Annotated in this window: 11 protein-coding genes; all 11 read right to left on the reverse strand. The window is 46.5% G+C overall.

Annotated features, from left to right (window positions below; genetic code table 11):
• Positions 1 to 115: 115 nt before the first annotated feature.
• The 11 genes from betA to L0992_20815 all read right to left on the reverse strand — a co-directional run bounded on the left by betA (position 116) and on the right by L0992_20815 (position 13,471).
• Positions 116 to 1,828, reverse strand: a complete 1,713-nt coding sequence (gene betA, locus L0992_20765) for a choline dehydrogenase (GenBank protein XGB68834.1) — start codon at positions 1,826 to 1,828, stop codon at positions 116 to 118.
• Between the two features lie 72 nt (positions 1,829 to 1,900).
• Positions 1,901 to 3,361: a betaine-aldehyde dehydrogenase gene (betB, locus tag L0992_20770; protein XGB68835.1), complete on the reverse strand. Its 1,461-nt coding sequence runs from the start codon at positions 3,359 to 3,361 to the stop codon at positions 1,901 to 1,903.
• A 105-nt stretch (positions 3,362 to 3,466) separates the two neighbouring features.
• The gene (gene betI, locus L0992_20775) at positions 3,467 to 4,069 is read right to left on the reverse strand and encodes a transcriptional regulator BetI (GenBank protein ID XGB68836.1); all 603 of its coding nucleotides are present in this window, start codon (positions 4,067 to 4,069) and stop codon (positions 3,467 to 3,469) included.
• Between the two features lie 428 nt (positions 4,070 to 4,497).
• Positions 4,498 to 5,007 (reverse strand): hypothetical protein, encoded by a 510-nt coding sequence (locus L0992_20780; GenBank protein ID XGB68837.1) that lies wholly within the window; start codon positions 5,005 to 5,007, stop codon positions 4,498 to 4,500.
• A gap of 9 nt (positions 5,008 to 5,016) precedes the next feature.
• Positions 5,017 to 6,699, reverse strand: coding sequence for an LruC domain-containing protein (locus L0992_20785; GenBank protein ID XGB68838.1), 1,683 nt, complete (start codon positions 6,697 to 6,699; stop codon positions 5,017 to 5,019).
• A gap of 207 nt (positions 6,700 to 6,906) precedes the next feature.
• The gene (locus L0992_20790) at positions 6,907 to 8,091 is read right to left on the reverse strand and encodes a Xaa-Pro peptidase family protein (protein ID XGB68839.1); all 1,185 of its coding nucleotides are present in this window, start codon (positions 8,089 to 8,091) and stop codon (positions 6,907 to 6,909) included.
• 37 nt (positions 8,092 to 8,128) lie between these two features.
• On the reverse strand, positions 8,129 to 9,472 hold the full coding sequence (locus L0992_20795) for a TRAP transporter large permease (protein XGB68840.1): 1,344 nt from the start codon (positions 9,470 to 9,472) through the stop codon (positions 8,129 to 8,131).
• Positions 9,469 to 10,011 (reverse strand): TRAP transporter small permease, encoded by a 543-nt coding sequence (locus L0992_20800; protein XGB68841.1) that lies wholly within the window; start codon positions 10,009 to 10,011, stop codon positions 9,469 to 9,471. The genes L0992_20795 and L0992_20800 overlap by 4 nt, the downstream gene beginning before the upstream one ends.
• A 121-nt stretch (positions 10,012 to 10,132) precedes the next feature.
• Complete coding sequence (dctP, locus tag L0992_20805; GenBank protein ID XGB68842.1) at positions 10,133 to 11,176, reverse strand: TRAP transporter substrate-binding protein DctP; 1,044 nt, start codon at positions 11,174 to 11,176, stop codon at positions 10,133 to 10,135.
• 201 nt (positions 11,177 to 11,377) lie between these two features.
• Positions 11,378 to 12,574, reverse strand: coding sequence for a M20 family metallopeptidase (locus L0992_20810; GenBank protein XGB68843.1), 1,197 nt, complete (start codon positions 12,572 to 12,574; stop codon positions 11,378 to 11,380).
• A gap of 102 nt (positions 12,575 to 12,676) precedes the next feature.
• Positions 12,677 to 13,471, reverse strand: a complete 795-nt coding sequence (locus tag L0992_20815) for an Asp/Glu racemase (GenBank protein XGB68844.1) — start codon at positions 13,469 to 13,471, stop codon at positions 12,677 to 12,679.
• Positions 13,472 to 13,584 lie beyond the last annotated feature (113 nt).

Raw genomic sequence — 13,584 nt, forward strand, 5'->3', positions numbered from 1 at the left:
TTCCTTTTGATCTTTCCTTTTTCTGCTCTATCTCAAACGGATAGCGGCAGTTCTGCTGACTTTTGACTTATGATTGGTGTTACTATTTTTGTTATTTTTAAGCAGTAACAGAGGCTTAAGCTTCTCTTACTGGCTTATTGATTCTTTGCTTTTCTTCCCATTCCGGCGCAATCCACACTGGAACGTCTTGTTCTTTAAGCATCGGTTTACCCAAAATCAGATCAGATGCGCGTTCAGCAACCATGATGGTTGGCGCGTTCAAGTTTCCGTTGGGAATGGTAGGGAAAACAGACGAGTCGACGACACGCAGATTATCAATGCCACGAACACGACACTCTTCATCAAGCACCGCCATTGGGTCGTCATCTGAACCCATTTTACAGCCACAAGAAGGGTGATAAGCACTTTCAACGTTCTGCTTAACCCATTCATCAATCGCTTCATCGGAAGTTATGTCCAGGCCCGGCTGAATCTCTTCACCACGGTAAAAATCCATCGCTGGTTGCGACAGAATTTCGCGAGTCAGACGAATACAATCACGCCAATCTTGGCGGTCTTGCTCGGTCGAAATGTAATTGAAAATGATCTCTGGTTTGGCATGCGGATCTGCCGAAGTGATCGCAACCGTGCCGCGACTCTCTGGCTTATTAGGTCCAACGTGTACTTGGAAACCGTGGCCATCAAAGGCCGCTTGGCCGTCGTAACGCATTGCTGCTGGTAGGAAGTGGTATTGAATATTTGGCCACTTCAATCCTTTGCGAGAACGAATAAACGCACACGATTCAAAATGATTGGTTGCACCCAAGCCTTTACGAGTCAGAATCCATTCCGCACCAATCATGCCCTTGCTCACCAAGCCAAGCTTGCTGTTAAGCGTGATAGGTTCGTTACAGTGGTATTGGAAGTACACTTCTAGGTGGTCTTGAAGGTTTTCACCTACGCCATTCAACTCGTGTTTCAGTTCAACGCCCGCTTTTTCAAGCACCGATTTCGGGCCGATACCAGATAATTGAAGCAGTTGAACCGAGCCAATAGAACCCGCAGAAGAGATCACTTCTTTGTTCGCTACCGCCACTTGGGTATTGCCTGACTTTTCAAACTCAACACCAACGGCTTTCAAGCCTGATTGGCCTGTTGAGTTTTGTGCTTCAAGCAAGAAACGACGCGCCACGATGCCTTTTTTCAAGGTAAGGTTTGAACGCTTCAATGCACGACGTAGATAAGCGTTAGAGGTTGAGGCTCTAACACCCTTGTCTACCGTCATGTGCATGGTACCGAAGCCTTCTTGCTGGTAGCCGTTGTAATCTTGTGTTTCTGGGTAACCGGCATCTTTACCTGCATCGATGAACGCTTGGTAAAGCGGGTTGAGCTCCATATCGTTACCGTTGCAAGTGCCGACTGGGCCACTGTCGCCACGATATTCGTCACCACCTTTATTCCATGATTCAGCGCGGCGGAAGTAAGGCAAGCAAGCTTGGTAATTCCAACCGGCTGCGCCCTCTTCTTCCCATTGGTCAAAGTCACAAGCGTGGCCACGAACGTAAACCATACCGTTGATCGATGAGCTGCCACCCAACACCTTGCCGCGTGGACAATGCAGTTCACGCCCGTCAAGGCCCGGTTCTTTCTCTGTTTCAAATTGCCAAGCGTACTTTTCAGTATTCATTGGGTAAGAAAGCGCGGTCGGCATCTGGATAAAAATGCTCTTATCCGTACCACCAGCTTCCAGTAATAAAACGCTATGTTCACCGCTTTCCGTTAGCCTATCCGCTAACACACAGCCGGCCGAACCCGCGCCGACGATAATATAATCGTAGCGTTGCTCCATGTTATCTATTCCCTGAGATGAGTCAGTGGGGCTAGCTACTTTAAGCTAGCCCATTAAATTGAGTGTTACGCGTTAGGCATAAGGGCTGGCGTAGTCGCCAAGTTCGATAAGAATGCTCTTAGTCTGCGTATAGTGAAGTAGAGTCTCTGGTCCATTTTCACGACCAATACCCGAAAGTTTGTAGCCACCAACAGGCATTTCTGCCGGTGAATCACCCCACGTGTTCACCCAGCAAATACCTGCCTGCATTTGATGAATAACGCGGTGAGCACGAGAGAGGTTTTGCGTGAATACGCCAGCAGCAAGTCCGTATTTAGTATCGTTAGCACGGCGAATCACATCGTCTTCGTCCGTAAACTTCATTACCGACATCACTGGGCCAAAGATCTCTTGTTGAACGTGAGGCATGTGGTCTTCGCAATCCACAAACACGGTTGGGATAACAAAGTTGCCGTTTTCGAGGCCGTTGTCTGTCACTTGATAGCCGCCCGTCAGCAGAGTTGCACCCGACTGTTTAGCTAGCTCAATCGCTTCAAGGACTTTTGAAAGGTGTTCTTTAGAAATCAATGCACCGATCTGAGTTTCCATGTCCATTGGGTTACCAATGATCAGCTTCTCAGTGCGCGTTTTAAGTTGGTCGATGAATGCGTCGTAGATGTTTTCGTGCACATAAACACGAGTACCATTGGTACACACTTCGCCTTGGGTGTAGAAGTTCGCGACCATCGAAGCGGAGACTGCATCATCCAATTTCGCGTCATCAAACACGATCATTGGTGATTTGCCACCTAGCTCCATAGTGACCGATTTCAACGTTTTCGCACTGTCCGCCATCACGGCTTTACCCGTACCTGTTTCACCCGTGAAAGAGACTTTAGCGATGTCTGGGTGCGCCGTTAGCATTTGACCCACACGGTAGTCACCCTGAACCACGTTGAACACGCCATCAGGAAGACCGGCTTCGGTAAAGATCTCCGCAAGTTTGAGAGCGGTTAGCGGCGTTTCTTCTGAAGGTTTGAAAATCATCGAGTTGCCCGCAGCAAGTGCTGGAGCCGATTTCCACATCGCGATTTGGATAGGGTAGTTCCACGCGCCAATGCCAGCACAGATGCCTAGCGGCTCGCGGCGAGTGTAGAAAAATTGAGATTCGCTCAGCGGTTGTTGGTCGCCTTGTAGAGTTGGAGCAAGACCAGCAAAGTATTCAATAACATCAGCGCCAGACGCCACATCCACTTCAATTGCTTCTTGCAACGGCTTGCCCGTATCAACAACCTCAAGGTTCGCAAGGTCATTGTTTCGAGCCCTAAGGATTTCAACGGCCTTCAAAAGTATGCGACTACGCTCTACCGCTGTCATTGCTGACCATACCGCAAAGCCACGCTTCGCTGATTCAATAGCACTATCCACATCCGCTGCAGAGGCTTGCCCTAGCGTGGCGATAGGTTCGCCGTTTGCTGGGTTGATGCTATCAAAGGTTTCACCAGACGTAGCTTTGACCGCTACGCCATCAATGTATAACGAGTTCATTTCCATTTGAGATTCTGACTTAATTATTGTTATTAGACTCTACTGGTCTAGTTTAAATGTTGGGTGTAAGTATTGGTCGTTCTTGTGCTGTTCTAATTCTAATACTGCGTTCTATTTGATACTGCACGAGTAGAACGTCAGTTGTTTATCAAGGTAATCGTTGATGATGGCGCGCGCCCTCTGAGCATCGATACCATCTGGGTTTAACGTGCCTCTCAGCCATAAACCATCAATCAGAGACGCGATTCCGTGAGCAACGAGATCTGCCGGTTCATGACTCAAAATACCTTTCAATTCAAGGCGTAAATGCGAGAGCAAACGTCTTTCATTCACGCGCTGGAGTCTTTTTAGCTTTTGGTCATGCATCGAATACGACCAAAATGCCAACCACGTCTTAGCCACCTTATTTTCTGCTTGGTAACCTTCAAAGTTACCGTCGATGATGGCATTAATCCTCTGCTGGTGAGCGTCAGCAGGGAGTGCTTTGAGCGCGGTGGTAATGGTATTGGACAGTTGGCGAAGGATTTCGCGCATGGTCTCTTCGAGCAGGCCATGCTTGCCACCAAAATAGTGATTAATGATGCCGGTAGAGACTCCCGCTTCTTTGCTGATCAACGCAATACTCGCGGCATGCAAACCGACTCGATCAATCACCGTCATGGTCGCTTGAACAAGCTGTGGTTTACGTATGTCAGGCATCCCAACCTTCGGCATTTCTTAGTCCTTTTATTTTTTATTGAACGTTCAGTTAAATATAAAATGACAGAAATTTAGTTAGGGTTCAAACGATTATTTAAAACAAACTCGTAACAATACAGCATTCAAAACCCAACAAGACGATTAAAAACAATCAGTTAAACATCATTTAGGGCACTAATGAAATCAATTAAAGATTTGAGGTGTGATAGTTAATGGTCAAATGTTTTCGCTCAACAAGAACGAAATTTAACCACTTATCTTCTGGATCGAAATGGGTGATATGCAAAGAATAAGCATCGTTATTTGTGGTTAAGAAGGGAGAATCGATGGCGAGATTGATCGAGAGCAGGAATGAAAATCAGATACGACGAGAGCACCTTTATCAAATTAGGTGCTCTCATTTTTATCACTAATATCGAGGCAACAAAGCGTGGTTAGTTCAACTAAAATGCCAAGTGGTAACTATTACTCGATTGATCCAGTGAGATCACCCAACTTTGCTCTTGCTCACTGCTGCTCATCGGCACCCAACGAGCGTAAATTTGCTCCCAGTTCCCATTCACCTCTAATTCCACAACATCGATTTGAGTGGGGTACACCGTGGTGATTCTCGACAAAGGGTCAGCGACAACATCACCGTTACTCATGACAAATGCTGACTCAGAGTACAAATGAAGAGCCCCTGCCGTCGTTCTCGTGTAGTCCATCGACAAACTGATCTTCTCACCGATATCAAATGAGAAACCAACAGGCGCCACAATCTCAGACGTACTGATCGCGGCAGGTTGGACTGCAGACGCAGGCAATTGAGCTGGCGTTGGAGACGGTGTCGCAGCTGGAGTCTGCGCAGGTGATGGACTCGTATTACCACCGCCTCCTCCTCCACCGCCGCCACAAGCGCTGATTACGAGTGAGAAGGATGTCATGGTGATTAATTTGCTTATCTTATTCATGGTGCTCTCCTACTCGTCCGTCGCTGATATAACTTTGTTGGTGGTCGATGCTTTGTACCATTCACCATAGGTTTCACCGCTGCTGGTTACCCATGTAGGGAATGACGTATACGCATCACTGATATCAACCAGTTCTACAGGGTGATCCCATTCGTCTCGAATATTAATAACCCATGGCATGTTATTGCTGGTTTTGAACGATTCAGAGCCCGAAGAGCTATCATCATGACTGTTAAACAAAGCATTATTCATATCACTGGTACCAGAAAACTCTTTTAAGTGAGTTTGCCACGTCATACCCGGCGGGCTTGCGACAAAATCACCATGGTACGTACCGTCAGCAGCAAAAATGAACGAGTCATAAGGTGGGTAGCCGATGTCGTCTCGAGAAACTGGCGTGGTAAATTCCACATACAATTGATAGTTAAGCACTTCAGCATTTTGTACCCCAGAACATGCACTTTGGGTTCTGTAGAAAACACAGCTTTCTGTAAGTTCACCTAAGTTTTCCAAATCTTCTCTTAGATTTTCTGACACCATCAATATCGTTTCACTCTCTCCCGTCTGCAGAATCGTGTGACCTACAGCGACGCCGTTACGAGTCAGTGTGGTAGACGCTACATTCGCAGGCAAAACATTCGGCAACTTCACTGCATAACCATTCGAGTAGCCTGCACCCATCGCTTGAAGCGTATAATCTACGGTCAAGTTTTTGAGTTCTCGTTGACCGTTAAGCTGCTCCGTTACTTGATAACGCCAAACCACATCATTGAAGTCGTAGTCACCTTTTAGTGGCCAGTTATCCTCAAAAGCAATCGTTGCGTAGCTATTCGAGCTTGGGTAAACCGTTGTAACTGTCACGTCTTCATTGTTCTCTTGAACAAGCACCTCATATTTCGAGTCTGTTGTACCATCTTCGTTAACCCCATCAACCGCAGAAAACGGAGTAACATCAACCGTGAAGATCAAGTCGTTGAAATCATTGTCTCCGCTAGGTCGGTAGATATCTTCAAAACCAAGCACCAAGAACTCATTCTCGGTATCAAGGAAAGCAACATTGTGTCTTCTATTTTCAGCGGTCGCCTCTGGGTTCAAAGCAGGATAGCTGTAGAAAGGCGTTCCCCAACCACCAAGCCAAGGAATGTTGTTATAAGATCCTTCCCAGCCCCAACCATTCGAAATGATAAAGAAGGCCAATGTTTGACCCGCGGTGAGTTGGACATTGAGATCGATGGTATCCCCTTCTTGCATTTCCCCAACATCAGCAACGGATGTATTAGGAAACACCACAACGTGTGCGTTGATGTCATCTTTAGTTGCAGGTGGGTTGTCGGTATCAAAAACGAAATAACCGAGTGTATTTCGATAGCCCGCCCCTTCGTTGAGGAACGTCAAAGATACAGTGGCGTATTCCGCGCCATTTAGTTCATCGTCAATATCAATACTTGAATAACGCTCAGGAGCAATGAATGCACTATTGACCGTACTACCTTCAGGCAGCATCGAATAAACGTTAGTTAAAACATCTTGTGGGAGTGAATCCGCTATCGAATACGTATTATTAGGTTTACCTTTTGCCGAATAGTTTGACGCATCCGCCCCAGACTCAAATGTTAAGTCCGCAGTGGTCAACGCCAACGCAACACACGGCATCAAGCAACTAGGCAGTATGATTGAATTCCAATTTCTCATTATGTTCCCTCTTCACTAGCCTTAAACGTGTAAAGAGATACAAAGCAAAGATAGTGCCTGGAATTAATCTTTTATTTAACAATAATTTATATATAAAAACTTCGTTATTCTCATTTTGAGAATGAAGTTGAAAGGTAAAGGTCGCTATTTAAGTAGCGACCTTTATTTGGGGTGATTAAGAGAATAAACAAAGTAACTAACTGTGGTTTATTTACCTATAATCGGCATCGATTGCCATGCTCTTTGATGCAACATTTCGCAGCCAGATTCGGTAATCACGATGTTCTCTTCATGCACCATCATGCGGTTTTTCGCAAATGCCATACCGGGTTCAAGTGTTAATACCATACCCGGTTTTAAGACTACATCTCCGTTCGGCACATGTGATGGCCACTCGGTTAGCTGCATGCCTAAGCCGTGCCCCATTCTCCCCACATCGTTGCCGAGTGCACCGTTCTTTTCGAGTACCGACCACATAGCTTGCCACACGTCACCAGTGGTGCGTCCCGGTTCAGCAATCGCGAGCCCCGCTTCTGTCGATTGATAAACAGCATCATAAGCTGCGATGGTGTCAGGTGCTGCGTGACTAAAGGCATAATTACGGTCAAAGTCGCTGAAGTAGCCATCAAAATTAGCTCCCGTATCAATGATCAACACGTCACCGTCTCCGAGTACACGGTCGGTTGGCCCCATGATGATGTTGTCATAACCACCTTGCCCGGATGCCGAGATCAGATAGGGGCAAGCATCGGCACCCAAGCGTAGCATTTCCAAATGCATAGCTTTACACGCCTGTCGTTCTGTCATCCCTATCATGAGATGATGACGAAGATATTCAAAGCCTGCCGCCGTCACTTGGCAGGCGAAGCGTACTTTATCAATCTCGGCTTGAGACTTAACACTGCGCAAGTCTCTAATCATCAGTGACACATCAACCACGTTGTGTTGGCTCAGCTTCCGTTGTAACAACGCATAGTTGGTAGCAGGCATACGCAGATGTGTTTCAGGGCCGATCATCGAACCGATTCGGCGAGAGCCCTTGGAGACTTCTGACAACGTAGCTGCGAGCAAAGAGATACCGTCGTCTTCTGGTCTTGGTGACGGCCAACTGCGCACGTCTTCAATCCATGTATCGTCGAAACCAGCGATACCAATCTCTGGCACAACAGCGATAGGCTTGCCAACCGCAGGCACCACCAAAAACCAAGGTCGAGTTGGGCTTTCCCAGAACTGCGATTTAAAGCCACTGAAATAGCGAAACTCAGGTTCGGTAGTAAAAAACACAGCATCGATGTTTTGAGAGCGTAGACGTTGTTGCAACTCGACAGTACGTTGCTCTAGTTCTGCTGATTCAAACCCTCTCTGTGGAGGTGTTAACGGCAATATACTCATATCTCTATCCTTGATTGAATAAGGGTAACTCGACGAATTAATTGAATAAAATATCTCTTGGTAACAGTGCAATACTTGGGAAAAAAATCAGCAAAGCAGACATCAATATCAAAATAAGGAAAAACGGTAGCGTCCCGCGGATGACCTCCATGTAAGGTCGCTCAAAAATCGCTATCGCAGTAAAGATGTCACAACCGAATGGAGGTGTTGCCGACCCAATGGCCATTTGTAGCGTTACCATCACACCGACCAAGATTGGATCAATACCTGCGGCATCAACTATCGGCATAAAAATTGGCGTCAAGATCAGCAAAACCACTAACGAATCCACAAACATACAGCCGACAAAGAAAGTCAGTGCGATAACAAACAGAATGTATTCAGGTGAGGCATCTTCTAGATTAAGAGGAGCGAGCAACTCCTGAGGAATTTGTTCAAACGAGATGTACCAAGAAAACGCCTGTCCAACACCCACCAGCACAAAGACAACGGCAGTAATCAAACCGGTATTTAGCGCCGCATCGCAGATGTCTTTTACGCCAAGTTTGCGATAGAAAATGCACTCAACGATGATTGCATATAACACAGCAAATGAAGCCGCTTCCGTCGGCGTGACCACGCCAGAATAGATACCACCGATAATCAAAGCAGGGAAGCCGAGAGGAAGAATCGCTTTCTTGAGCGCTTCAATACGCTCGGCAGTGTTGGCCTTTTCAACCAAAGAGATGGTGTAGCTGTGTTTCACACTGTAGGCATAGCTGTATAACGAGAACAGGCTAGCGAGCACTAAGCCCGGACCAATACCAGCAATAAACAACTCCCCTACACTGGCGTTGGCTAAGGTGCCGTAAAGAATCAAGCCGATGCTCGGTGGAATAAGAAACGCGATGTCACTGGCATTGATGATCAGCGCCATCACAAAGCTGTCTTTGTAGCCTGCTTGCAGTAGTTTCGGACGCATGATTTGCCCAACCGACACCACGGTCGCTTGGGTCGAACCGGAAACAGAACCAAACAAGGTACAGCTGATACACGTAGTAATCGGCAAACCACCACGCAGGTGTCCAACAAACGCTTGAATCAGGCCAAGTAAGTTATAAGCCGTGTGTCCACGCGTCATGATATCCGCAGCCAAGATGAACATCGGCACCGCAATCAGAGCGTTCGGCGAGATGCCCGTAACCATCTGTTGAATCAGTACTCCCGGCTCAACCTGAGAGAAATGAATCAAGCCAATCAAAGCCCCAACCGCTAACGGCACAATCATTGGGAAGCTCAAAAACAGCAGAATCACCATCACAGAGACAAGAGTAAATGTGATGACATAAATATCTAATTCGCCGGCAATAATGTCCGAGAAAAACTGTGCAACATCGCTCATTCGAACTCACCTACTTTTGTGTTTCTATTTTCAATCACGTCAAATGACACGTAGATCTCTTTGTGCAATAAGTTCATCAAGAAACTCATGCTGTATTGCAATCCGGCAATGAAAAAGCCAATTGGAATGATCGCGTATACCCAATACACAGGAAACTGTAAGGCTGGACTTAACCGATTGATGTCTTTCAGCTCTTTAACGTAAAAGAACGCGTGGTAGGTGAGATAAAACATCAGCATTGCGGTTAATAACGCAATGATGGTTGTGAGAACTTTCTGAGCTTTAGTGCTCAATGAATCGTAGACCGCGGTCATACGAATATTTCGTCCTTGGCGCACCGCATAAGCGAAGCCGACGAAAGTAACAGAGACAATCAGAAACTGATTGAGCTCTTCCGAGAAAAATAGGCTTTTATTGAAGGCGTAACGACCAATCGCATTCGCAGTAGAGTTGATCATCATCGCGAGAATGGCAGTCATGATCAGAAAGCGCTCTAGCTTTTCTGTCGCGACACTTATTTTATGTAGCAGTTCTTTCATAGCAGGCAGTGCTCCATACTTCGTTCAGTGACACGAGTCCATTGCCACTATTTGGAGAAGGTTGGGATAAGCTATCCGCTGACACGTATCAACGGATAGCCATCATCCTTACTAACGCTTTCTATTGCGTTGCTGAAGCAGCCTTCACTTCATCTAGGATCTCTTCAAGAATGGTTTTCGCACCCTCACGAGCTTCGCTTTGCTGACCTGCTGGGTAGGCATTCGCCACTACGTCGTAGTATGTCGTGTGCAGTTTCTGGCTTAACGTTTTAAAACGCTCGCGCTCTTCATCCGTTAACACAACCACTTGCATGTTTGGACGCTCTTTCAAGATCTTGTCCATGTTCTCTTTGTTGATGCGAATCTGATAGTCGTATGCGGCTTGGTCTGCTGCTTTGATTGCTTTGTCGACCATGGCTTGTTTCTCTTCAGACAAATCGTTGTACCACTTACTGTTGGTCGAAACGGTACTCACATAAGGTTGCTGACCTGGGAACATCAAGTAGTCTTGAACCTCATGCCACTTCGCGTTGTAGATGAAGTAGATAGGGTTAACCATGCTATCGATAGTCTTAAGTTGCAGTGAACCGTACACTTCACCCCAAGAAAGAGGAGTAGGTGTTGCGCCAAACGCTTTGTAGGTTTCAACAGGGATGGTTGAGGTGAAAGTACGGATTTTCTGGTTCGCAAAATCTTCAGGAGTACGGATTGGTTTATTTCCGCCCCATACCATTTCGCCTTCAGACATCATCGACAACAGCTTGAGGTTTACGCTCTCAAACTTAGGTGCCAGCTTGTTGTAGATGGTTGGGCTTTCCGTTAAGACCTTATGCGTGATTTCTTCATTGGTGCCCAGTACATACGGCAAGCTCACCGCTTGTACTTCAGGAACATAAGACCCTAAATGACCCGCGCCTACAGACACGAACTGAATCGTGCCTTTAGCAGCCAGTTCTACGATGTCGTTCTCTGTACCCAGTTGACCGTAGTAATAGATGCGAACACGGATGTCGCCATCAGATTCCTTCTTAATCACTTCCGCAAATTTTTGCGCATAGATATCTTGAACGTCTGTTTTGTCCTCTTCTGAAGCAAACTTCCATGTTTCGGCATGAACGCCAAAAACCATGCTCAAACTTAGCAGTGCTGCGCCTAATCGTTTCATCCTGTCTTTCCTTTTATTATCCTAATTACACGTTGATGACTTTGGTCACTTCACGCGCTTCAGTTTTGGCTGTGTCGACAATAAACTCCGTTTAAAGTCAGCCATCTTGCAGTGCCAAATGCGTCACTGCTGAATCTGTGTCTCTACTTGTTACTTCTCATTGAGTTGTTTCAAATTGAATTGCTTCTCATTGAGTCGTTTCTAAATTGATCGTGCTAAACGATCGATCACCAACTGAATCCAGTAGCTCGCACCGAGCTTTAAGATGCCGTCGTTAAAGTCGTATTCAGGGTTATGCAATGCGCAGCCACCGACCGATTCCGTGCCGTTACCCAACAACACATAACAGCCCGGTTTAACGCGAAGCATGCTTGAGAAATCTTCCGAAATAGTCAGCGGGTCACAGGCGTCATTAACGTTCTCTACGCCAAGCACTTTCTGCGCGGCGGTAACCGAATACTGGGTTTGTTGCTCGCTGTTGATGGTTGGGTAGAAGGTATTAATAAACTCAAATTCGTAAGTCGCGCCTGCTGCCTGACAAATGCCCGCCACAATTCGCTCCATGCTCTGCTTGATTCGATCGAGAGAAGATTCAGTAAAGCAGCGGCAGTCACCCTTGATAACCACTTGAGTAGGAATGACGTTAACCGTGCCATCGGTAATAAATTCGGTGGCAGAGACTACAGCGGTGTCGTGAATCGCACTGAGATTGCGAGACACGATGGTTTGCAGACCAAGAATAACTTGCGAGCCAACAACGAGAGGATCGACCCCTTGATGCGGCAGAGCAGCATGTCCACCCACACCATTGATGGTGATCTCAAAGCTACTTTCACTGGCCATTAATGATCCGGGGCGAACCATCAACTCACCCTCCGCTAAACCGGGGAAGTTATGAACTCCATACACTTCATCAATCGAGAATCGCTCAAATAAGCCATCATCAATCATCGCTTGCGCGCCACAACCGTGTTCTTCATCGGGTTGAAAAATGAAATACACAGTACCATCGAAGGTTAGGTTCTCGGCCAAATAGCTTGCAGCGCCGAGCAGCATTGCGGAGTGTCCATCGTGCCCACAAGCGTGCATTTTTCCATCGTGTTGTGAGCAGTGTGCGAAGTTGTTTTGTTCATGAATGTGTAGCGCATCCATATCAGCTCTCAGACCAATGCTCGCTTCACTCGATCCTGAACGAAGTATCCCAACTAATCCTGTTTTACCAATGTTACGCACCACCTCGATACCAAAGCTGTGTAACTTGTCAGCGATAAAATCGGAGGTCAGATTCACATCAAAACCACACTCAGGAAAACGGTGTAAATGTTGACGCCACTCAGTCATGCTTTGAATAAGCTGCGAAGACAGTTGGTCTGGTTTGATCGAGAAAGTAGACGGCATAGTAGTAGTCCCAAAGTGTAATTCTTTGTATTAACGTAAAATTTTTAGTTAGCTTGACTGCTGAATGCAAAACGCAGAGCGAGCAGCTTTAATCAAAGGTCGTTACAACGACTGCGACCTTCGGCAATTATCTGAGGGTGGTTCAAGATGGTGCTCTAACAGCGCACCGAAACCTTTTATGGGCGAGGGGTAGTTCATCAATTGAAGCGAGTGCCAAGCCAACACTTGATTGCTGCTGACAACGGGTTTATCTAGCTCCGCTTCAATGGATTCAAGCACCGATGCTGCACGCAGTGCCGTGCAAGAGATAAACAGAAGATCCGCTTCAGGATCGCACACTTGTAGTGCGGCATGTTTAATGTCCATTGGGTCAATGAACGTCATCGCGGTGTCATCTTCAAAGCCAAAACCAGCAATGCTCAACACTTCAATGCCTTGCGATTCAAAAAATGCTGCGACGTCTTGATTCACAGCTTCGGTATAAGGCGTTAATACTGAGATACGCTTAGCTTGGAAGCTTTCAAACGCCGCTAAGGCCGCAGTCACCGGATTCGTTACTGCTGCATTTGGGCAAGATTGATGAATAAGCTGGGTAATTCGTTCGCTGCCAATCGCTACGGTGCCAGAGGTACAAGCGTAAATCACAACATCCAATTCGGTGCCCGGAAGGATGGTATCAGCGCAAGCAGCGATTCCTGGCTCCATCTTCCGCAGGTTCTCTATCGTCAATGGATTATAGTTTCGAACTCGGCTGGTGAACGACTGCACATCGTCTGGAAACAAGGTGTTTAAATCACGCTCAATATTGAAATCTGTCGCTAACGCAATCACACCGACGCGTCCTGCTGGTGCCAATTTCTCTAATTCAAACTGTAAAGTAGCGGTTGCAGATTTCATACTTTCCGACTCCTTGAGCTGTCAATATCAATACTCAACAAATGTTAACAACATGTATCATATAAACTTCAAACTCTGTAAATTTGAACTTTACATTTCGTTCACAAGGTTAA

Source organism: Vibrio pomeroyi, from assembly GCA_041879425.1.
Lineage (GTDB): Bacteria > Pseudomonadota > Gammaproteobacteria > Enterobacterales > Vibrionaceae > Vibrio > Vibrio pomeroyi_A.

Excerpts from the sequence above, each read along its gene's own strand:
- betA (XGB68834.1), bottom strand. The coding sequence starts at position 1,828 with ATGGAGCAACGCTACGATTATATTATCGTCGGCGCGGGTTCGGCCGGC.
- L0992_20785 (XGB68838.1), bottom strand. The coding sequence starts at position 6,699 with ATGAGAAATTGGAATTCAATCATACTGCCTAGTTGCTTGATGCCGTGT.
- L0992_20810 (XGB68843.1), bottom strand. The coding sequence starts at position 12,574 with ATGCCGTCTACTTTCTCGATCAAACCAGACCAACTGTCTTCGCAGCTT.
- L0992_20790 (XGB68839.1), bottom strand. The coding sequence starts at position 8,091 with ATGAGTATATTGCCGTTAACACCTCCACAGAGAGGGTTTGAATCAGCA.
- L0992_20815 (XGB68844.1), bottom strand. The coding sequence starts at position 13,471 with ATGAAATCTGCAACCGCTACTTTACAGTTTGAATTAGAGAAATTGGCA.
- betI (XGB68836.1), bottom strand. The coding sequence starts at position 4,069 with ATGCCGAAGGTTGGGATGCCTGACATACGTAAACCACAGCTTGTTCAA.
- L0992_20780 (XGB68837.1), bottom strand. The coding sequence starts at position 5,007 with ATGAATAAGATAAGCAAATTAATCACCATGACATCCTTCTCACTCGTA.
- L0992_20800 (XGB68841.1), bottom strand. The coding sequence starts at position 10,011 with ATGAAAGAACTGCTACATAAAATAAGTGTCGCGACAGAAAAGCTAGAG.
- betB (XGB68835.1), bottom strand. The coding sequence starts at position 3,361 with ATGGAAATGAACTCGTTATACATTGATGGCGTAGCGGTCAAAGCTACG.
- dctP (XGB68842.1), bottom strand. The coding sequence starts at position 11,176 with ATGAAACGATTAGGCGCAGCACTGCTAAGTTTGAGCATGGTTTTTGGC.
- L0992_20795 (XGB68840.1), bottom strand. The coding sequence starts at position 9,472 with ATGAGCGATGTTGCACAGTTTTTCTCGGACATTATTGCCGGCGAATTA.